This is a genomic window from Muribaculum sp. NM65_B17 (assembly GCF_004793735.1).
Lineage (GTDB): Bacteria > Bacteroidota > Bacteroidia > Bacteroidales > Muribaculaceae > Muribaculum > Muribaculum gordoncarteri.
This window is the reverse complement of sequence record NZ_SRYY01000009.1, coordinates 24,174-47,188: the sequence shown is the minus strand read 5'-3', so window position 1 is coordinate 47,188 and position 23,015 is coordinate 24,174. Positions and strand designations below refer to the sequence as shown.

The window sequence follows — 23,015 nt, the reverse complement described above, 5'->3', positions numbered from 1 at the left end:
ACATCCACTATGCAATGGAAGGTATAATTCATCATATATGCCGTTGGGCTCTCATCGTAGCGGTTTGCTGTGTGTTAGGTTGCATGGCAGGTTCGGTTTTTGCCGCCGAGCCGGGCGACGGAGAAGGTGGTGACGGGGCGACTGACAGCCTCTCATTGCGCTTCCCGGTGCGTCCTACTGTCGCTCCCGACTATGAGTCGCTTGCCAAGGATGAGTTTGCTCTTGATCTCGACACTCCCTCCAATGTTGTCACTGAAGTTGAGTATGACCCCGAGTCGGGGTGTTACATCGTGCGCACCAAAGTTGGCGACTGGGACATAGCTACACCTTTCATGCTCACTCCTTCGCAATATTACGACATCGACATGCGCCACTCGATGCAGCGTTACTTCAACCGTCGCAATTCAATGACCGAGGGGCGTAGCGTCAAGGAGCGTGAGCCCTTCAATGTGCTCGACATGAGTTTCGCTTCGGGACCGCTCGAACGCATATTCGGCCCCGGTGGCATTCAGCTTCGCACACGCGGTACGGTGCTCATATCCACCGGAATAAAAAGCACCAAGACCGATAATCCCGCCCTGTCGCTGACCTCGCGACGCAAGACCTATTTCGACTTCGACCAGAAGATTCAGGCAACTGTGAATGCATCGGTGGGCGACCGATTGAAATTCGGCATGAATTACAATACCGATGCGACATTTGACTTTGACAGCAAGAACATCAAGCTGCAATATGACGGCACCGAGGACGACATCGTCAAGTCGATAGAGGCCGGTAACGTGAGCATGACCACCGGCTCGTCGTTGATACGCGGAAGCACTGCGCTGTTCGGTATCAAGACGCAGCTTCAGTTTGGCCGACTCACGGCTACGGCATTGGTGTCGCAGCAAAACAGTGAGTCACGCTCGGTGAGCACACGTGGTGGAGTACAGACAACTCCGTTTACCGTCAATGCTGATGAATATGATGCCAACCGTCACTATTTTCTCGGACACTTCTTCCGCGACAATTACGATGAGTTTGCCTCGCGCTTGCCTCTCGTGTCGTCGGGCGTCAAGATAACGCGCATTGAGGTGTGGATTACCAACAAGAGCGGCAACTACAGTCAATCGCGCAACATTATCGCTTTCATGGATCTTGGCGAGAGCAAGGTGCTTGCAAGCGACTATTGGCGTCCCGATCCCGCTATAAAAAATACATCCAATCGCTCCAACAATCTGTTGACGGTTATCAAGGATGAATATCCCGATGCACGCAACATCAACATGGTCACGCAGGCGCTTGCGCCACTGCAGGCATTCGGTATAGAAGGAGGCCGGGAGTTTGAGAAAGTTGAGAGCGCACGACTTCTACAGTCGTCGGAGTACACGCTGAATTCCACGCTCGGATATCTGTCGCTGAATGTCGCGCTAAATGCTGATGAGGTGCTTGGCGTGGCCTATGAATACACCTACAACGGGCAGGTGTTTCAGGTGGGCGAGTTTTCATCCGACATAACCGTGTCCGACCAGTCGCTCTATGTCAAGATGCTAAAGAGCACCACGTTCGACCCGCATCAGCCCATGTGGCATCTGATGATGAAGAATGTATATTCGCTCGGGGCCTATCAGGTGGAGCCGTCCAATTTCAAGCTGAATATAAAATATCTGAGCGACACTACCGGCACACCGATAAATTACCTCCCTATAGCCCGATTGTCCCACAAGCCGTTGCTGCAGGTGATGAATCTTGACCGTCTTGACGCCAACGAGGCGTCCAATCCCGATGGACTCTTTGACTTCATCGACGGCTACACGATACTTCCTTCGACCGGAAAGGTGATTTTTCCCGTGGTGGAGCCGTTTGGAAAGCATCTTGCCCGAGCTATTGACAATCCTGTCATTGCCGAACGTTACGTGTACCAGGAGCTGTATGACTCGACACTTGTCGTCGCACGCCAGTTTGCCGATAAGAACAAATTCATTCTTACCGGTGAATATCAGGCCTCCAACGGCGCACAGATAAGGCTTAACGCCATGAATGTGCCGCGTGGGTCGGTTGTGGTGATGGCCGGAGGTGTGCGCCTTGTTGAAAACAGCGACTACACGGTCGACTATTCGATGGGTATCGTGACGATAACCAATCAGAGCATAATCGATTCGGGGCAGAGCATAAGCGTCACGCTTGAAAATCAATCGTTGTTCAGCACCCAGCGCAAGACACTGCTCGGACTCGACCTCAATTACAGGTTCAGCAACGACTTCAACCTCGGCGCCACGGTGATGCACTTCTCGGAGAAGGCGCTCACCGAGAAGGTCAACATTGGTGACGAGATTATAAACAACACTATATGGGGACTGAATCTCTCCTATAACAAGCAATTCTTCTGGCTCACCAATCTCATCAACAAGATTCCTACGGTTAATGCCGTGCAGCCGTCGACACTGAATGTGCAGGCCGAGTTTGCCCACCTTGTGCCTCGCGGACAGAAGTCGGGTTCCAACAAGGGCAGCTCCTATGTCGATGATTTTGAGTCGACACAGACCGGCATCGACCTCCGTTCGCCCTACGCATGGAATCTGGCGTCGACACCTTATCAGGCGGGCCCCGATGCACTGTTCCCCGAGGCGGCGTTGTCCAATAATGTCGACTATGGCAAAAACCGCGCGCTGCTTGCATGGTACTACATCGACCGCATGTTCACGCAGCGTAACTCGTCGCTCGTGCCGGGATATATTGCATCCGACCTGAAGCAGCTCTCCAACCCCTATGTGCGTGAAGTCACATCCACCGAGATTTTCCCCGACCGTCAGCTCAACTACGGCGAATCAAACATAATACAGACACTGAATCTGTCATACTATCCCACTGAACGAGGCCCTTATAACCTTGATGCATTCGACATCGACGATAACGCACTGCTGCTTAATCCCGAGAAGCGATGGGGTGGTATAATGAGGCGACTCGACAACACTAATTTCGAGCAGGCCAATATTGAGTATGTGCAGTTCTGGTTGATGAATCCGTTTCTCGACCCCGACAACCCGAATTATGACGGCGGTGACATGTATATTAACTTCGGTGAGATAAGCGAGGACATACTTAAGGACGGAATGAAGTCCTACGAGAATGGAATACCCTACGACCGTAACGACGAGTATCTCACCGAAACGGTGTGGGGACGAGTTTCCAAGCAGAATTCATTGACCTATGCCTTTGACAACAACCGAGGGTCGCGACTTGTGCAGGATGTGGGCCTTGACGGTTTGAAGAATGATGAGGAGTTCGGTTTCGGTGCTTATCGTGACTATCTTGAGCGGTTGCAGCGCAAGCTCCCGCCCTCCACGATAGAACGAATGAAGAGCGACCGCTTTTCGGCATTCAATGACCCGGCCGGCGACAACTACCACTTCTACCGAGGTTACGACTACGATGCCGAGCGGCTATCGATTCTGGAGCGTTACAAGCGTTACAACGGAGTTGAAGGCAACTCGCTTTCGCCCGAGGATGCTCCCGATCCTTTGTACCAGTCGGCTCGCACGGGCCCCGATGTCGAGGATATAAATCAGGACAACACGCTCAACGAGTATGAGCGTTACTTCCAGTACAAGGTGTCGATTCGTCCCGAAGATCTTGTGGTGGGAAAGAACTACATCACCGACAAGCAGGTGTCGCTTGTGCGTACACGTGACGGTGAGAATCAGCAGGTGGAGTGGTATCAGTTCAAGATTCCGTTGAGCGACTATGAACGCATTGTAGGCTCCATATCCGACTTCTCGACTGTAAGGTTTGCCCGCATTTTCCTCACCGGGTTCAAGCAGGTTACGCATTTGCGCTTTGCTACTCTAGAGCTTGTGCGCGGGGAGTGGCGGGCCTATGACTTCAATCTCAATTCGCGAGGTGACGCTCCGGCCGAAGGCGAGCTTGACCTGTCGGTTGTAAACATCGAGGAGAATGCAGGACGTGAGCCTGTGAATTATGTGTTGCCTCCGGGTGTGAGCCGAATAACCGACCCGGGACAGTCGCAGATAACGCAGCTCAACGAGCAGTCGATGTCGATGAAGGTGACAGGGCTTCAGTCGGGTGACGCACGTGCCGTCTACCGTAACACATCCCTCGATTTGCGTAACTATAAGCGTATTCAGATGTGGGTACATGCCGAGAGCCTTATTGACGACCTGACCAATCTGCAGTCGGGTGAGCTTTCACTGTTCCTGCGACTTGGTTCCGATGTGAAAAACAACTACTATGAGTATGAGATACCTCTTGAACTGACTCCTCACGGACACTACTCACAGGAGCCGGCGAGTGAGCGTTACAAGGTGTGGCCCGAGGCCAATCGCCTTGACTTCGTGCTGCAGAATCTTGTTAACCTGAAGAAGATGCGAAATGCGGCAATGCGTAGCGAAAACAGCACTGTCAGCTACAACAAGGTGTTTGAGGGCAGGGACCCCGACAAGGAATCCAATCGCATGTCAGTGCTCGGGAATCCCTCGTTGAGCGATGTGAGGGTGATGATGATAGGTGTGCGCAACAATGCGTCGACGGCACGCGACGGCATTGTGTGGGTCAATGAATTGAAGGTGACCGACTTTGACGAGAGCGGAGGTTGGGCGGCAAAGGCCAATGTCAATCTCGGAGTATCGGACATAGCGACATTCAACTTCGGGACACATTATGAAACATCAGGTTTCGGTGCGGTGGACCAGCCTCTCAATTCGCGGCGCATGGACGATTACCGTCAATACAACTTTGCTGTTCAAGTCGATGTGGGGCGCTTCCTACCCGAAAAGATGAAGCTGCGTGCTCCCGTGTTCTATTCGGTGATGAATGAGAAGAGCACACCCAAATATAATCCTCTCGACCGTGACGTGCTTCTGAAGGATGCCCTCGACATTGCCGACACACGTGCCGAACGTGACTCGATAATGAATTATGCCGTCGATCGCTCTACGGTGAAGAGTTTCAGCATATCGGGATTGCGCTTTGATGTTAGAAGCGCTAATCCCATGCCCTGGGATCCGGCCAACTTCACGTTTAATTTCTCGTTTAACAAGCGTAACGACCGTAATCCCACAACTCAGTATCAATATGTGAACGATTATCGCGGCTCGTTCCAGTATCAGTGGAATCCGTTTGTAAAGGGAGTCAAACCCTTCGGATGGATCGGCTCCAAATTGCGTAACCTGCGATTCCTGTCGGAGCTTGAATTGAATTATCTGCCCGCCAACATTTCGTTTATCACAACGATGTCACGCTACTACTATGAGTCGCAGACACGCAGTGAGGTCGACCGCGATTTCACGTTGCCGGTTTCGGTGTCAAAGAATTTTCTGTGGGACCGTCAGTTAAACCTTACATGGAATCTTACCAATCGGCTGAGCTTCACGTTCATATCCAATACATCGGCACGAATCGACGAGCCAATGGGAGCCGTGAATCGCAAATTGTTTCCCGACCGTTACCGCGAGTGGCGTGACACCGTAATCCACAGCATAATGCACCTCGGCACGCCGTGGGCCTACAATCAGAGCTTTGTCGCGTCATATCGCGCTCCGTTCAATCGCATACCTGTGCTTGACTTCATGTCGGGTACAATGAGCTATAATGCCGTGTACCGCTGGAATCGCGGAGCTGAGATTGACGGTGTCGACATAGGCAACACCATAAACAGCCAGGCGTCGTGGAATGTCGACGGACGCATAAATGTTGAAGGACTGTATAATAAATTTGACTATCTCAAGAGGGTCAATCGGCGCTTTTCGTCATCGAGCCGTGGAAGCGCTGCGCCTACGCGAGCCAAGCGTTACGAGCGAACGTTCAAATTGTCGGCCGACACTTCAATCGTGATACGACACAATCTGCGCAACAACAAGGTGAGGGTTACGGCCACGACACTTGACGGAAAGCCTTATAGAGTGCGCACCAAAGTCCTTGACCGCAACCGTGTCGAGGTATTGAGCCGTGGCGACCAAAATCTTAAGTTCACGGTAACTGAGGTTATCGACAATCGCCGCACTACATGGAGTGACATCGGTGAGCACGCCACCCGCTTTGCCATGATGCTGCGAGGCGTCAATGTGCGCTTCCGTTCCACCGGTTCGCTGTCGGTGCCGCTGTTTAATCCCGAGATAGGCAATGTATTCGGACAGTCGCGCAGTTACGGCCCCATGGCTCCGGGACTGGACTTCGCTTTCGGTTTTGTCAACGAAGATTATGTGAACAAGGCAAAGGAGCGCGGATGGCTGTTGTGTGACGACGGACAGACATCGCCGGCTATATGGTCGCGCACGAGTGAGGTGACATTTGAAATCGACCTCGAACCCATAAGGGGACTTAAAATCAAGCTCACCAACAACCGCACTGACAACCGCACCAATCAGATACAATTCATGTATGACGACATGCCTGTCACGCGCACCGGAAGCTACACCAAGACGCATTGCGCCATTGCCACATCGCTTCATCGCTTCAAGGCTATCGACGGATACCATAGTGACGTATTTGACCGGTTCCTGGAGAATATACCTGTTGTGGCCGGGCGCGTTGAGGCTCGTTATGCGGGATTGCGTTATCCTATGGGCGGTTTCATGAAGGACAATCCTGTCGCGGGACGCGTATTTGACCCCTCGGTTGCGGGAGTCAACCATTCAAGTAGCGATGTGCTCATTCCTGCTTTTTTAGCCGCTTACACGGGCGTTGATGCACGCAAGATATATCTTAATCCCTTCCCCTCGCTGGCTCATGTGCTGCCCAACTGGCGCGTGACCTATGACGGATTGATTCGCATCGGTTCGCTCGACCGATGGTTCAAGGCGGTGACGCTCACACATGCCTATCAGTGTACCTACACGGTAGGCTCCTATTCGTCGTTTCTCGACTGGATGAGTGTCGACGGTGATTTGGGATTCACTCGCGATGAGCTGACGGGACAGCCTGTGCCTTCGTCACCCTACAACATATCGTCGGTTTCAATAACTGAGCGGTTTGCTCCGCTGCTCGGCATTCAGGTCACGCTTAATAATGACCTGCGCATAAGCGCCGAATATCGTGACGGTCGCACACTGACACTCAATTCCGATGCCGGACAGCTTGTTGAGGCCTGCAGCAACAATGTCACGGTGGGAGTGGGTTACAAGATAGTGGGATTCAACACCGTGCTGCGGCTGCGCGGCTCAGGTCACGGCATAAGCAACGACCTCACGGTGAATGCCGATTTCTCCTATCAGCAGAATCAGGCTCTTATACGACGCATCGAAACCGACTATACCCAGGCCACATCGGGCACGAGAACGATAGGCTTCAACATTTCAGCCAATTATGTGCTTAATCGCAGGGTGACGCTCGGAGCGTTTATCGACCGTCAGGTCAACACTCCGCTCATTTCATCGAGCGCTTACCCCACGAGCACGGGAAGTTACGGTGTTACGCTTAATCTGAGCCTTGACCGATGACTATTGTGCCTTGTAGGCGGCGGGATTGAATCCGCGCAGAAATTCGGCTGTATCCATGCGTCGTTTCCCTGAAAGTTGAAGCGACAGCACTTCGAGCCACTTGTCGCCGCAGGCGATGAGCATGCGGTGATTGTCGCTCTTTATGGTTCCGGGCTCGGCCGATGCGTCATCGTCGGTAACGGCTGTTGTGAATATCTTAATCGTCTTGATGTCGTTGTCGGGTGACACAAGTTCACACCATGCGGCGGGGTAGGGCGAGAGTCCGCGCACGAGGTTGTGTATGTCACGTGCGTTACGTGTCCAGTCGATGTGACATGTTTCCTTGAATATCTTGGGAGCCGGTGTGGGTTCTACGCCTTTGGTCAGCTCGTCCTGCGGCGTTGTCGTCAGGTTGCCGTCGAGTATTCGCTGTACGGTGTCGATGGTGAGTTCGGCGCCGAGCATCATCAGGCGGTCATGGATGTCGCCTACATTATCTTCGGGATTTATCGGTATGCTTCGGCGATCGATTATGTCGCCGGTGTCGATGTCATGTTTCAGGAAGAATGTAGTCACGCCCGTTTCGGTGTCGCCGTTTATCACCGCCCAGTTCAGCGGAGCGGCGCCTCGGTATTTTGGAAGCAGCGATCCGTGGAGGTTGAACGTGCCGAGCCTGGGCATGCTCCACACCACTTCGGGAAGCATTCGGAAAGCGATTACGATAAACAGGTCGGCATTGAGGCTGCGCAGCTCGTCGACAAATTCGGGATTCTTCAGGTTGGCGGGCTGCATGAGGTGCATTCCGTGTTCCACGGCATACTGCTTGACCGGCGACTGCAGCAGCTTGTGGCCGCGTCCGGCAGGCTTGTCGGGCATCGTCACTACGCCTGCAATGTTGTATCCACCCTCGTGAAGGCGCTTGAGGCTCTCGACCGCAAATTCAGGCGTTCCGAGAAACACTATCTTCAGTTCTTCCTTGTTCATGTCGATAAAATTTTCACAAAGGTAATGATTTTTGTGAGATTTGGCTAATCGTGTAACGTAGCCAAAGATATATGTAACACAGGTTACGTTAATCATCGTTGTTTATTGGCTAACTTTGTAAAACATGAAGAATTTTTTAACAGTGTTAATATAATGAAGATAAAAAACATTGCTTTTGGAAAAATGGCTGCGGTGTTGCTATGCTCCGCTGCCGTGACATTCGGCGCCGGCGACATTTACGGTGCGAAGAATGAGAAGGTTGGTGTGGGTAATCCTTACTTGCCGTTGTGGGAGCACCTGCCCGACGGTGAGCCTCGTGTGTTTGAGGATCCTGACAATCCCGGAAAATATCGTGCTTACATCATCGGATCGCATGACCTCAGGGTTAATGAATATTGCGGTCCCGACATCAGAATGTGGTCGGCTCCGGTTGAGGACCTTACCGACTGGCGTGACGAGGGCCCCATATTCACCTACGAAAAGGACGGTAAGTGGGATGTCATGTTTGCCCCCGACCTTGTGGAGGTAAAGCGCAAGAACGGTAAAAAGGAGTATTATCTCTATCCCCACAGCCGCGGTCCGCGACGCGAAGCAATGGTGTGCAAGGGCAGCCGTCCCGACGGACCTTTCGTGCCTGTGAACCTCACTCCCGACGGATCACAGACAGTGGAGGGCAGTATCCTCGGATTTGACCCCTCAATCTATGTAGAAAATATAACCGACAAGTCGGACCCCGACTATAAAATCGGCTTCCGCGCCTATGGATTCTGGGGCTTCCAGCGTTCATCGGCCGCACAGCTCGACCAGAACACCATGTACTCGGTGCGTCCCGGTACTGAGGTGATACCTTACTTTGTGCCCGCCGGTGTGCGTTACGGTGTAGTGCGCGACCCCGAAGGCACCGAATACCCGGCTCTTTACAAGGAGCAGAATCCCGGCGATTTCAACTTCTTTGAGGCATCGTCGATACGTAAGGTTGGCAACAAGTACATAATGATATTCTCGGGACATTCAGGCCCCGACTACGGACAGGGCAGCTCCAACTCGACACTGCGCTATGCATTCGGTGACTCTCCTCTGGGTCCCTGGCGCAGCGGAGGCGTTCTTGTCGACTCGCGCGGTATCGTGCTCAATAAGGAGGGCGATGCTCTTGAGGCTACCAACGCCGCTCACAACACTCACGGAAGTCTTCAGGAGATAAACGGCAAATGGTATGTGTTCTACCACCGCCCGCCACGCGGATTCGGATTTGCCCGTCAGCCTATGGTGGCACCCGTGAAGATTGAATGGGACGAAACTCCCGTAGCAAAGGGCGGAAAGGTTACCATTACAGGTTATGACCCCTACAGCAAGGACGGAAAGTGGAGCGCAAAGGCTTCCAACGGTGACGAATACACCGGCGCCGAGGTTACTTCGGAAGGTTTCCAGATTTATGGACTTGATCCCTATAAGTACTATTCGGCCGGATATGCCTGCTATCTTTCCAATATAGGAGCGCAGCAGGATTCATGGGACATTTGGGACAACAACATGCCCGTTACCATGGCCGGTGGCGAAATCGTGGGTTACAAGTACTTCGGATTCGGCGGCCTTGACGAGGCAAAGGACGGTCTTAAGCCTTTTGCCGGAACCAAGAAGGGCAACGGTACCGAATTCAATCTGTTCCTCACTCCCAAAGCTCGCTGGCCCTTCACTATAAGCGTATGGCTCGACGGTCCCTGGGACAACGATGTATGGAAAGGCAAGAAAATAGGTGAAATCAAGGTGCCCGCAGGTGCTCCGCAGGAGTTGACAAAGTACACCATCGATGTGTCGGACGCTGTTGACGGTCTTGAGGGCAAGCATGCCATATTCCTTGTTGCCGAAGGGCCTCGCGGCGCGCGAAATCTCGTGTGCGAGCTTCAGGGACTCGGATTCAGCACCAAGAATGATCCTCTTGAGTGTCCTGTAGTTCCCAAGGTGACGATTGCTGTAAACGATGTGGCACTCGATCTTCCCGAACATCCCGTGCGCTCGACCAACGACAACGGTTACACAGGATATGACCAATATGAGGTTGATTACCGACTCATGTCGTCGGCTACTCCCAAGATTGTTGCCGTGTGTGACAACCCCGAGGTTAAGATTGACATTACCCAGCCCAAGTCGGCTACCGACAAGGCAGTTGTGAAGTTTGACTACAACGGCGTAGTTAAGACCTACACCATAGTTCCCAAGAAACAGTAAGTCTGTCCGTAATAAATGCAGCAAAGGCTGAGTCATGTCGATGGCTCAGCCTTTGTTGTGTATTTCACAAAACCGGTTATATAGAGCCGGTTCGACAATAAATATTAACGGCAGGGTCGCATAGTGAGGAGCGATTTTTGGTCTGCGAGGAAGGAGTGTACTGGATGTACACGACTGACAAACAGACGGAAAAGCGCCCGCAATATGCGAGGCGATGGTAATTTCGGTTCAACCAAAAGGGAAAAAGGTTTGATTTATGTTATATCTCAGTAACATAAATCATTGGCTCCATGAAAATAAAGTTTAGGCATTGCCGGCGGAAGCGCATCCGTAAGTTTTTGTCAGGCTTCCATGGAAAGGAACGGACAGACCTCTATAAGATATTCACAGCTATTGCATATCTGGTTTACACCGGATGTCAGTGGAATATGCTGCCCCGATATTTGATGGGACGAAAGTTACCTTCGCCTCGGCCACTCGTTGGCGCTTTTCTTCATCTCTTTCGGTCACGATGGAGCCCCATCGCTCCCTCAATAGCTAAAGAAAATCACTCAACAATTGACCGCCCTGCCGTTAACATTTATTGTCGTACCGGCTCGATAAGTTGAAACAAATATTTCCTGTAGTTGCGGGAAATATTTATTTCTCCAACCGGATTCATCGTTATAAAGTTCTTTTCGATGCTGCCTATGCGCGTCAGGTTGATTATGAATGATTTATGAACCTGAACAAATTTCTCGGCCGGAAGACTTTTCAACATATCCTTCAATGTGGTTCTCACGATTATACAATCGGAAACAGTCATTATGCGCACATAATTCTCAAGAGATTCAATATAGACTATGTCCCTTAAATCTATGCGGTGAATGATGCGGTCGGAGCGTACGAATATATAATCCTCGACTGTGGCGTTACGCTTAAAATCAAGATACTGACGAACCTTGTCTATGGCTTTTTGGAAACGGATATAGGAAACAGGTTTAAGGAGGTAGTCGGAAATATTAAGCTCATATCCTTTAAGGGCATATTGTTCATAGGCGGTAATTATTATTATCGCTGAATCAATCGTGCAGTTGGATATGAAATCCAGTCCCGATATTTCAGGCATGCATATATCCATGAATACAATGTCGGGAGCTTTGTTTGTTTTAAGATAGGCTTCAAATGAAGGAATGTCGTGAAACTCTCCTACACAATTGATGCAAGGAGTGCGATTTATATAGCTCGCAATGCCGTAGCGGGCTGTGGGTTCATCATCAATGATTGCACACGACAATGTAGGGATGTTATTATTCATAATCTAATTAGTAAATGCGTTGAGTATAGTCCTGAATCACTGCTCTCCTCAAAATCATATCTGCCCGGATATAAAAGGACAAGTCTTCTCCTAATAGCCTTTAACCCGATTCCTGATGCATCATGCATGATTTTGTCATGCTTCATTTCGGGAAGAGTGTTCTCAACCTTGAAATCAACTATTCCCGGCGATCGCATAAGGCTGATATGGATTCGTTTGGGGTTGCCTCCCGAATGTTTGAATGCATTTTCCACAATAGGGAGCAGGAGATAAGGGTGAATCCTATCTTGAGGATATCGGGCATCAATGGATGCCGACACTTCCACCGAGTCGCCATAACGGGTGCGACACAGTTCAATGTAGCTTTTCAATGCTAAAATTTCTCTCTCAATCGGTATGGGTTCATCATCCTCATATAGTTGCATTCTCATAAAGTCGGCCATCTGTTCGATTGTATTTCGAGCTTTAGTGTTATTCTCGTCGATGCTGAAATATATAGTGTTAAGCATATTAAACAGAAAGTGGGGATGATATAGCGACCTAAGCAGGCGCAATTCGGTTTTTACATTCTCGTTCTGTGCTTCTTTTTCCCGTAGTTTCTGATAGGCGTACTTTAGAATGGTATAAAGCAACAGCGACATGAGAAGCGTGATGGTGACAGGAATTACAAATTCGGGCAGATAATCGTAAAACGGAGTTTCATGGGAAACTATCATTATCATGACAGGTAACGTGACTGCAAATATGACAACAACCAGATACTCCAATGCAATGAGGATATGGCGGTCGGCGCAAATTCTAATCCATCGGTTTGCTGCAAAAAAATATAGATAACAGCCTCCAATCAACCCCATTAATTCAATTGCTATAAATTCTGTTGAATGGGTAAAATAATTGTGTCCCATAGGTACATCATTAACAAGCCTGATCAGTAGAAATAACATCGAGGCATAAATCAATGGCGCTATTTTCATTGCTTTTTGTTATAATTTGCGGTGTATATGGTATTTATCTACAAATTTACGCGATTCATCTCGTCTATACAAGATTTGCGATTCTCTTTGCCGGAAGTATTTTTGCCTGAATTAAATCGAAAGGAGAATGAAACGCCCAATCTTCTCATATTTTCAAATTCACGCTCTTGTAAAGAAGCTTCACGCCCCGAAATTACTATTTTTGAGCATGTACGGTTGGTGTTGAAAACATCGTTCATGTATATTGCCAAATTTAGGCTATTGTTGAAGAATGATTTTCTAAATCCTAAATATGCGCTCCATGACGATGATACTTCAGCCTGACCATAGGCCGCTTTGCTCCTGTAGGAAACATTTAGTTCGGTAGCCCATCCATAAGGGAGATTCAGGCGGTTCCTGACATCGATCATCGGGGTGAACATTATGTTGGACGACGAATCAAGCGATGCCGGAAAATGGTAGTTGGAATACACTATATTTGCGGTTATGGATGAAGCCCACCATGAGCTGATGTTTATGTTGGCTGCCGAAACAGTACCGATGAACTGCAGATACCGAGGTAAATTCTCAGGCGTCACATAGACTGTTTTGTCGGTTATTTCACGATAACATTTTACTATTTCATCGGATGTATACATGGCTCTTACGCCTATTCTCAGCCATGAATTGTTAGAGTAGGCCATATCGACGCAATGGGTTATAGCTTCTTTAAGATTGACATTCCCACCTACATGTGTAATGTCGTCGAATATGTGTATGAACGGATCTAAATCGGCAAATCGAGGACGCGTTATTTTTTCAGAGTAGGATAGAATCCAGCTACCTGATTTGGTGTCGTTAATCGACAATGCCACAGACGGATATATGCGAAAGTCATGCCCGGCGTAATCCTTGGATTCGGCGCTTTCATTTCCTGAAAATGCGTTATGTGTAGAGCTTTGTTCCATTCTCACGCCTAAAGATAACGCTGAAATGCCATAGGTGGCTTTGGACTCAAAATATAGAGCATTGACATTTTCGTTATATCCAAAATCGGAACCGAAATTGTCGGCCTGATTTTGCCGCGAGTTTATTTGTGCGGCTTTAAGGTCTTCATAATTTCCATGGCTGTTCATCTTTACATAGGATATGCGGGTGCCGCATGAAAGATGCCAATGAGATGAAAGCCGCCGTCGATAATCCATCGCTCCCACCAAACCGAATATTTTGCTCGACATATCTCCTATAATCGAGTTGCCTGTGTTGTCATTCATGAATTGGTCTTCGGAATTGTGATAGTTGAAGAAATCAAGCGACAGGTTGAAATCGGTTTCGGGGTGGTTGAATATCCGCTTTAGATATACTCCGCCATAAATATTTTTATTGATGAAGCATGCGGTATTATCCGTAACCGTAGGCTCGCTATCGGGAATGAATGTTGTCATGACAGCCGGCTCTCTGCGTTTGAAATAGTTATAATTAACGACACTTCCTGTCTTAAATGAAGAATTAGGCTGATAGTCATAGTAAAAACCTATATTGTGCATGACATCGTGCCGGATGCGATCGTAATTCTGTTGTAAATGTTCATCGTTATCGCTATATGGACGCACTGTGAATAGTTTGGATGTGTTACGTGCTCTATTCCCTGAATATGTAAGTTGGAGGTAGTGGCTGTTCATAAGATATTCCGTATATATATTTCCATAGACATTACGCGCTTTCCCGATATGTCCACCGGAATTGAGGCCAATGGTAAACCCTTCGTCTTTCTTTCGCTTCTTTTGCAGATTTATGATGGTTGAGGCCTCGGAAGCATCCCTTTTAGCGCCGGGAACTGTGAGTATCTCTATTTTTTCAATACCTGATGTCGACAGCGACTTGAGGTGTGAAATCAGCATCTCACCTGTCAATATCGACTTCCGTCCGTCGATATAGACGCTTATTCCGCTCTCTCCATTGACTGATATCACCCCATTGCTGCCGATGGATAATCCCGGGATTGACTGTAGTGCGTCATATACATTGGAGCCGATTGCCGATGTCATTTCCGAAGGCAAATATGAAATCCTGTCAGCCCTGACGATGGACAGGGGTTTCCGTGATGTCACGACAATCTCCTCCAGATTGGCGAATCGCACACTGTCGGTGACTATGTTGCCATTATCTTGAGCGTTCATGATGTTTATCCCGGTAAGGAGGAGGCATAATGTGATTAGATTGGTATTCATGATGTGTTGGTTTTACTTTTTCACAAAAGTATGCAGGATGGAATGTGCGGTTGAAATAAAAGTGACAAACTGCATCTCAGCAGTGACAAAGTGGAATTATGTATTTGCAGCGAAGGCTGAGTCATGTCGATGGCTCAGCCTTTGTTGTGCATGGAGGGTGGGGGAACGGAGGCTAAAGGTTCAGGTATTGCCGCAGGTCGTCGACATACTCCTCGAAGGCTTTTCGGCCGGTGTCGGTTATCGTGCACACGGTGCGCGGTTTTTTTGCGACAAAGCCCTTGTTGACCGCGATGTAGCCTGCTGTCGACAGCTTGTCGAGCTGGACGCTCAGGTTGCCTGCCGTGGATTCGGTTTTCTCTTTGAGATAGACAAAATCCGCTTCGTCAACGTTCATCAATATTGACATTATGGCAAGGCGCAATTGGGAGTGAAGAAGTGGATTCAATTCTTTCATCAGTTTCTACGAGCTTTAGAGTTGAGAATGTGTCCGGGAATGACCATCATGAAGATGATTGCGATCATGAACATCGGCAAAAACCAGTTGGCATAGAGCGTCACATTGCCCGATATGCAGCAAATGGTGAATATGCCAAGAAGCATTCCTGTCGCGCCTCCGAATATGAATGACTTTTCCCTGATGACTATGCCTTGGGCTATCTCGGCAAAAGGCACTATGATAAGTGCGAACGTGAACATCGTGTTCCAGGTGTCGAGGCCCAGAATGAGCAGGAATCCTAAGCACATCAGTGTAGTTGCCAGGCCTGAAAAGCCTACGGTTGACCATATTCGTGACATTATTTTGTCGGAATAGCTTTTAACTCCCGACTTGATCTGCTTCTTGCGGCTCATTATGGGTGTTATTATTCCTCCAATCCAGATGGCAAACCAAAGCCAGTTCCATTGCTGATTGTGGGTCGTTGCGATTAGAATCCAGATGAGGGCCGTGACCGTAAGGATGAGATAGCCCCACATCAACATGATGTTTCCGTCGCCCATCATGTAACGCTCTTTGGTGCGAGAAATCATTGAAGTGATTACTTCAAGACTCTCTTTTTCGGTAAGTTTTCGTTCTTCCATTTTTAAGGAGTTTAGAGATTTCTATTTGGTTTATTTTATAAACCGGAATTTTCTTAAAAAAGAGCGGTCGCGCGATTCCGCTCTTTCTTGATGCAAATATAAACAAGTTTATTTTATAAACCAAATATTTCTCAACAAATTTTATCTCGGATGCGATTCCACGTTTCCATCGCAGTAGGACAAGAATCAGTAATGCGTTGAATATCAGTTCTATTATTATCATTATTTGGCGCAATTATTCTATGGAATTATTTGTAAAGTACTGCTATTTTTCTTTAATTTGCATCTGAGCAAGTATTTACACACCCATGCATCATGTAAAGTAATCTTATAATTTAGTCATTTAATAAATAAACCAATCATGAAAATTACAGGAATTATGAATGCTGCAATTCGCAATATGATTATTGTTGCGATGTCATTGACTATCGCCATGTGCGGTAATGATGATGACGGTCTTATCAAGGTAGATGACGGAATCCACCCTGTTGAAAATTTGGTCGGGGTATTGAGCAATGAATCAGGTTCTTGGCTGTTTTATCCCGATTCGGGATTCTCCAATCCTTTCATATTGGGAGATTGCGAGGGCAATCACATTGAAATCAAGAATTGGAAGGATGAATATAAGGAATATGCCAAAGGATGTATGATTCAAGGCTCGTATAGAAAGATAGCAGTAGAGCCATCTAAAGTCGAAGGCGTATTTGCGTCGACCAATTATTATGAGCTTACTATTGATAAAATAGAATCGTATATATTGACTGCTCGTTCCCGAAGTGATGTTGGCAATCTTTTAGAATAAGTCAAATATTGGGGTACGGGGTCTAAACGATAATTCATACATGAGATTCTGGCAATAAATCAGCAATAAATCGGAGCCTGAGTGAAATATTTGGGAGGGAAAATAATCAAACATTTGATAAAAAAGCGTAACTTTGCACTCTCAATACAGGCGGTTGCACACGATGTAATCATTTGTTGTTGGCTTTCAATGATTTATATGCTAAATTCATAAATAATACAATCGGAACTCATGGATTGGATTCAACAACTACTTGCACCGGGAAATATGGCGCTGGCGAGTACGATAATTTTGTACTCGTTTGTCATAGCCGTAGGTGTCTTTTTAGGTAAAATCAAGATTGGAGGTGTTTCGCTCGGTGTCACGTTCGTCCTGTTTGTAGGACTCGTTATGGGGCATTTGGGTTATGTCGTAAACAGCGAGGTGCTGCACTTCATTCGTGAATTCGGCCTTATATTGTTTATCTTTTCAATAGGTTTACAGGTAGGCCCCGGATTCTTCTCGTCGTTCAAGAAGGGCGGAATGTTGCTCAACGGTCTTGCCATGCTTGTGATAGTGCTCAACGTAGCTATCGTGCTGGCAATCTTCTTCATCGACGGAAACACTCCTATAACCGCACTTGTGGGCGTTATGTCGGGAGCCGTCACCAACACTCCCGGACTTGGAGCCGCACAGCAGGCCATACTTCAGGTCAACCCCGGAGCCTACAGCATGTCGGAGGAGATGGCTATGGGTTATGCAGCCGCTTATCCTCTCGGTGTTATCGGTATAATCCTCTCGATGTTTGTGATTCGCGCCATCTTCCGTGTAAAGATGGACCGCGAGGTCAAGCAGATTGAGGATGAGATCGACAGCAGCCAGCTGAAGCCTCACATCGTGACATTTGAGGTGGCCAATTCATTGATCGACGGTAAAAATCTCGTGCAGCTGCACGACATCATATCATGTAACTTTGTCGTGTCGCGTCTGCGTGACAGCAGCGGCAATGTCATAATACCCAACTCACAGACCACCGTACACATCGGCGACAAGCTCTACATCGTCATGTCGGCTCAGGATGAGGATCGCTTCAAGGCTGTTATAGGCCCTGAAATCGACATGGACTGGGAGGCAACTCCGAGCCCTGTAGTGTCACGCCGCATCGTGGTTACGAAGAGTCACTACAACGGTGTGGCTCTCGGTTCGCTGCGCCTGCGCATGGGCTACAAGCTCAACGCCACCCGCGTCAACCGTGCCGGTGTCGACCTGCTGGCATCGCCAAGCCTTCGCCTTCAGATAGGCGACCGCATCACCGTCGTGGGACAGGAGGAGGACATCAAGCGACTTGCCGACAAGCTCGGTAACTCGATGAAGCGTCTTAACGAGCCCAACATGATAACGCTCTTTGTGGGTATATTCTTCGGTATTCTTGTTGGAAGTATTCCTATCGCGTTCCCCGGCGTGAGCGTGCCTATGAAGCTCGGTCTTGCAGGTGGTCCCCTTGTAGTGGCAATACTTCTCAGCCGCTTCGGCTACAAGTTAAAGCTTGTCACCTACACCTCGTCGGCTTCATCGCTGCTGATGCGTGAAATCGGTATATGCCTGTTCCTCGCTTCGGTGGGAATCGCTTCGGGAGCCGGATTTGCAAAGACGGTGTTCAACTACACCGGTATGTGGTGGGTTATATGGGGATTCATCATCACGGTGGTGCCTCTGCTTGTGGCAGGATGCATCGCACGCGGTGTCTACAAGATCAACCTGCTCACGATAATGGGTCTTTTCGGCGGCAGCATGACCGATCCCCCCGCTCTTGCCTACGCCAACAACAGCACCGGCAACGATGCACCGGCGGTTGCTTACTCGACCGTGTATCCGTTGACCATGTTCCTGCGAGTTGTGGCAGCCCAGGTGCTTGTGCTTTGCCTCGCATAGTTTGGAGATAGTAAGATATATAAACATAACGGCCGCATGACATCAAAATCATGCGGCCGTTATGTTTTTTATGTGTCGTCGCGTCAGCTGCAACGGCTGAGCGTCACCTGTCGCTGTGGGAGCGTCATCATGCCCTGAAGTCGGTAGGTGACTTGCCGAAGTGCTTCTTGAATACGGTGCTGAAATAGCTGATTGAGGAGAATCCGCATTTGTAGGCTATTTCGCCTATGCTGTACTGGCGGTCGTTCAGTAGCTTCATTGCATGGTCCATCCTGATGCTTCGTATAAAGTCGACGACAGTCATGTCGGTAAGTGCCTTTATCTTCTTGAACAGCAGCGATGTGCTCACACCCATTTCCCGTGCAAACTCCTCCTTGCTGAAGTCGGAGTCCTCAAGGTGGTTCACCACAATCTTGAGAGCCTGGCGCACAAATGCGTCGTTAAGCTCGTTGGATTCTTTGGTGTCGGCCTCTTCAACCGTTTCGCCGACCTCTGAAATCAAGCGGCTTCCGAGTGCGCGGCGGTTGAGTATTATCGACATGATGCGCTGTGTAAGCGTCTTCATGTCAAAGGGTTTGGTCATGTAGTCGTCGGCTCCCAATCCAAGGCCGTGTAGCTCGTCGGACTGGTCGGAAAGCGCGCTGAGCAGGATTATGGGGATGTGGGATGTTTCAAATGTCGACTTGACAAGGCGACACAGCTCAAATCCGTCCATGCCGGGCATCATGATGTCGGAAACAATCAGGTCGGGGAGCTCCTTCTTGATGTATTCCCATGCATCAACGCCGTTGGAGGCGGTGGCCACGTTGAAGTGACGGCCGAGCGGACGCTTCATGAAGCGGCGCAGGTCGTCGTTGTCCTCACATACGAGGATGCGCATGTTCTTTATCTCCTCATTGTCGATCGACTTGTCGGCCGATTCGGGTTCCTCGGCGTTCACGGGCAGCGGAGCGGAGTCGCACAGGCGGTGAGGAATCACTATTTCAAACCGTGAGCCTTCATCTTCACGGCTCTCGACAATGATTTTGCCGTCGTGCAGCTCTACGAGCTTCTTGGTCAACGCAAGTCCTATGCCTGAGCCGCTTATGCGTGAATTGACGGCGTTTTCGCTGCGGAAGAACTCCTTGAAGAGGTTGTCGAGCGACTTCTTGTCGATGCCTATGCCGTGGTCGACGATGCTGAGTCGCCATTCATTGTCGTTGGCTGTAAAGTTGATGTCGACCGACGAGTATTCGTGGGAGTATTTGATGGCGTTGGAGAGCAGATTGTCGACTATGCGCTCGATTTTTCCGGCATCCACGGCCGTTACGTAGGATTCGGGCTTGTAGCTGTAGGTCAATGTGATGTTGCGCTTCTCGGCGATGGACTCAAACATGCTTATGCGGCTGCTGATAAGCGGCACGATGTCGTAGTTCATAGGATGGAACTGTCCCTTGCCGAGGTCGATCTTCTGGAGGTCCATCAGCTGGGTGGTGACCATTGTGAGCCGTTGCATCTGGTCTATGGCAAGTTGCAGATACTGTTTCTCCTCCTCGTTGATGTTGGGCGACCGCTTTATCTCCTCGATAGGTGCCTTGATGAGCGTCAGCGCCGTCCTAAGGTCGTGGGCCGTGTTGATGAAGAATTGTAGCTTGTGTTCGGCGTGACGGCGGTTGATGCGGTTGATGTAGAAGCGCAGCAGCAGATAGAGCAGGGTGGCTATCAGCATCACATAGGCGGTCTTGAACCACCATGTGGCCCAGAACGGGGGCTTGATGTGGATCGATATCTTGCGCTCCGATATAAGATCGGGATTGTAGAGCCTTATATATAATGTGTAGTTGCCGGGGTTGAGGTTGGTGTAATTGATGATGCTGAGGTCGGAAAGTTCGCTCCAGTCATCATCAAATCCCTCCATCTTCCACGAGAAGAGCGATGTGTGCGAGCGGCTGCCGAGCGGCTGCAGGCTGAACGTTATGTTGTTCTGGTCGTGTTGCAGCGTCAGGTCGGTTATCTCGTCGAGCGGCATCTCGGGCATAATGTCGGGCATGTCACGCATCGAGCGGCTTGAGAGCAGAATGTCCTGCAGATATATTCGTCCCGAGGGTGTGCGTGACGTCATCGACTCGGTGTCGAGTATAATCAGTCCTTCGGAGGTTCCCCATGCCGAGGTACCGTTGCTGAGCTTTACGCTTGCATCGGAAGTGTAGTCGATTTTGCCCGCTGTTTCGGGAAAGTCAAATGACGCTACGCTCTTGTCGGCGATATTGAAGCGGCACAATCCGTTGTCGGTGCCGAGCCACAGATTGCCGTTGTGGTAGAGGATGCTGTTGATGTTGTCGGACACCGAACCGTGCTTCAGGTTGAACGTTTCGGTAGCCTGTGACGCAATGTCGTAGCATATAAGCCCGTTGCCGTTACTTGCCACCCATATTTTGCCTTCGGTCACTTCGATGTCCTGTATCATGTTGTCGGTCAGCAGCTCTTTGATCTCCTTGGTGTTCTTGTCGAGCGACAGCAGCTGGTTGTTGCTTGCCATTATCAGGGTGGAGTCGTCGAGTTCGGCAATCGTCGATACTGGCCTTACGGGATACTCATCGAATTGCCCCGTCACGTGGTCATACTTAATTATCGCGCCTATCATTCCGGCCATCCACATGTCGCCGTTGCTGTCGCGGAGAATGTCAAATACGAATCCGTTCTTCGAGAGGATTCCCTGGCGGTCGGTGTGATGCGCCTTGATGCGCTGTGTATTTCCGTCGAGCACATAGACGCCGTTGGAGTAGGTTCCTACCCAGATGTCGCCTTTGCTGTCCTCACACACCGAGCGCACTATGAATGATTCATATTCGTGACCGAAACGGTTGGTCCACTTTTCCGTGTCGGGATTCCAGTGGCTCAGTCCGCCGTTGGTTCCTATCCATATACGCCCCTTGCTGTCCTCGGCCACATCATATATATAGTCGTTTGTCGGCGAATTGGGGTCGTTGACGCGGTGGCGGAAGTGGGTTATGAGTGGCGAGTTGAGCTCGGCTATCGACACGCCGCCCGTAAACGAGCACACCCACACCCTGTCGGGGCTGTCGTAGCACATGTCGAGTACGCCGTTGCCGGCGATGGAGTGGGGGTTGTCCTTGTCCTCCTGGAATATCTCGGTCACGCGGCTTCCGTCGCGCGAGAGCTGCCAGATGCCTCGTCCGTCGATTCCGCACCAAATGGCCGAGTCCGACACTATTTCGATGTCACGCACATACTGGTGGGGGAATCGCTTGATGGGTGAGGCCTTCAGCTCCTTGGTGTCGCAGTCGAGATAGTAGAGTCCGTCAGACATCGTTCCGATCCACAGCCGGTTCATGGCTTTGTCGAGCTTTATCAGGGTGGGGAACACTCCGGGATTGTCGTTCCACACTTCACGGTCGTAGTTTTCGGTGTTTATGCGGTAGACTCCTCCCGTGCTTGCGACTATAAGGTGCTTGCAGCCGTCCATCGTCATGTCGCCCACAGCTCCTTCCACGCCGGGAATCCTGGTGCACTTGCCGTTGACGCAGTGATAGAGCCCTGCCGAGGTGGCGAGCCACAAAATATCCTTATCCCCCCCTATTTTAATGTCGGCCAGATAGATAGCCTCGACATTGAGCGCCGACAAGAGGTCGAGATAGTGCTCAAATCGGTCGAGCCGCTTGTTATATCGGAATATTTCACCATGGTTGGTGAACACATAGAGCTCTCCTTTTCGATGCACAAGCTCGACCGACACTATATTAACTGTAGTGTAGGGTACGTTATAGCATTTGCTTTCATCGGAAAGGCGGTATATGCCCGACTTTGTGGCAACCCACATAAATCCGTCATCATCCTTGCATATCGACGACGGCTCGCGTATTGTGATGCCGTAAGTGTCGTCGGCATTATAGAATCCCATATCACTGGCATAGATTTTCAGGGCTGATGACATGAGCATGAAAATTATAGCAACTAAGAAATGCTTCATGATTAGGTATATTGTATCGCAGACGCAAATATAACGAAAATAGTTTGAAATATGTCAAAAAATGCTGCATAAGTTTTGCCTCCCGGAGTTTTCGACTAGCGGGATATTTGAACGATTTTTTACAATTCAGCGGCGTGGCAGGCGAGGCTTGC

11 protein-coding genes are annotated in these 23,015 nt (G+C 49.6%); 4 read left to right on the top strand and 7 right to left on the bottom strand.

Annotation, left to right across the window (positions count from 1 at the left end; all coding sequences use genetic code 11):
* Positions 1 to 14 precede the first annotated feature (14 nt).
* The gene (gene sprA, locus E5354_RS11945) at positions 15 to 7,433 is read left to right on the top strand and encodes a cell surface protein SprA (RefSeq protein WP_246863809.1); all 7,419 of its coding nucleotides are present in this window, start codon (positions 15 to 17) and stop codon (positions 7,431 to 7,433) included.
* On the opposite strand, the gene fmt is transcribed toward sprA, so the two are convergent.
* Positions 7,434 to 8,396 (bottom strand): methionyl-tRNA formyltransferase, encoded by a 963-nt coding sequence (gene fmt / locus E5354_RS11940; RefSeq protein WP_135947595.1) that lies wholly within the window; start codon positions 8,394 to 8,396, stop codon positions 7,434 to 7,436.
* A gap of 153 nt (positions 8,397 to 8,549) precedes the next feature.
* On the opposite strand from fmt, the gene E5354_RS11935 reads away from it, so the two are divergent.
* Positions 8,550 to 10,622 carry a hypothetical protein gene (locus E5354_RS11935; protein WP_135947594.1) on the top strand — a complete coding sequence of 691 codons (2,073 nt, stop codon included), beginning with the start codon at positions 8,550 to 8,552 and terminating at the stop codon, positions 10,620 to 10,622.
* A 580-nt stretch (positions 10,623 to 11,202) separates the two neighbouring features.
* Here the strand turns inward: E5354_RS11935 and E5354_RS11925 are convergent.
* The 5 genes from E5354_RS11925 to E5354_RS11905 all read right to left on the bottom strand — a co-directional run bounded on the left by E5354_RS11925 (position 11,203) and on the right by E5354_RS11905 (position 16,180).
* On the bottom strand, positions 11,203 to 11,919 hold the full coding sequence (locus E5354_RS11925) for a LytR/AlgR family response regulator transcription factor (protein ID WP_135947592.1): 717 nt from the start codon (positions 11,917 to 11,919) through the stop codon (positions 11,203 to 11,205).
* Positions 11,916 to 12,641 carry a sensor histidine kinase gene (locus E5354_RS11920; protein ID WP_168353897.1) on the bottom strand — a complete coding sequence of 242 codons (726 nt, stop codon included), beginning with the start codon at positions 12,639 to 12,641 and terminating at the stop codon, positions 11,916 to 11,918. The genes E5354_RS11925 and E5354_RS11920 overlap by 4 nt, the downstream gene beginning before the upstream one ends.
* Positions 12,642 to 12,931: 290 nt before the next feature.
* Positions 12,932 to 15,103 carry an outer membrane beta-barrel family protein gene (locus E5354_RS11915; RefSeq protein WP_135947590.1) on the bottom strand — a complete coding sequence of 724 codons (2,172 nt, stop codon included), beginning with the start codon at positions 15,101 to 15,103 and terminating at the stop codon, positions 12,932 to 12,934.
* A 172-nt stretch (positions 15,104 to 15,275) separates the two neighbouring features.
* Complete coding sequence (locus E5354_RS11910; protein WP_135947589.1) at positions 15,276 to 15,560, bottom strand: winged helix-turn-helix domain-containing protein; 285 nt, start codon at positions 15,558 to 15,560, stop codon at positions 15,276 to 15,278.
* Positions 15,557 to 16,180: a hypothetical protein gene (locus E5354_RS11905; RefSeq protein WP_135947588.1), complete on the bottom strand. Its 624-nt coding sequence runs from the start codon at positions 16,178 to 16,180 to the stop codon at positions 15,557 to 15,559. Before E5354_RS11905 ends, E5354_RS11910 begins: the two co-directional genes overlap by 4 nt.
* A 361-nt stretch (positions 16,181 to 16,541) precedes the next feature.
* Here E5354_RS11905 and E5354_RS11900 point away from each other — a divergent pair, with 361 nt between their 5' ends.
* Both E5354_RS11900 and E5354_RS11895 read left to right on the top strand, forming a co-directional pair.
* Positions 16,542 to 16,982: a hypothetical protein gene (locus tag E5354_RS11900; RefSeq protein WP_135947587.1), complete on the top strand. Its 441-nt coding sequence runs from the start codon at positions 16,542 to 16,544 to the stop codon at positions 16,980 to 16,982.
* Positions 16,983 to 17,213: 231 nt separating this feature from the next.
* A complete protein-coding gene (locus tag E5354_RS11895; RefSeq protein ID WP_123396857.1) occupies positions 17,214 to 18,893 on the top strand; it encodes a putative transporter in 1,680 nt (559 codons plus the stop codon).
* 127 nt (positions 18,894 to 19,020) lie between these two features.
* On the opposite strand, the gene E5354_RS11890 is transcribed toward E5354_RS11895, so the two are convergent.
* Entirely contained in the window at positions 19,021 to 22,863 is a 3,843-nt protein-coding gene (locus E5354_RS11890) for a response regulator (RefSeq protein WP_135947586.1), read from the bottom strand.
* Positions 22,864 to 23,015: the final 152 nt, after the last annotated feature.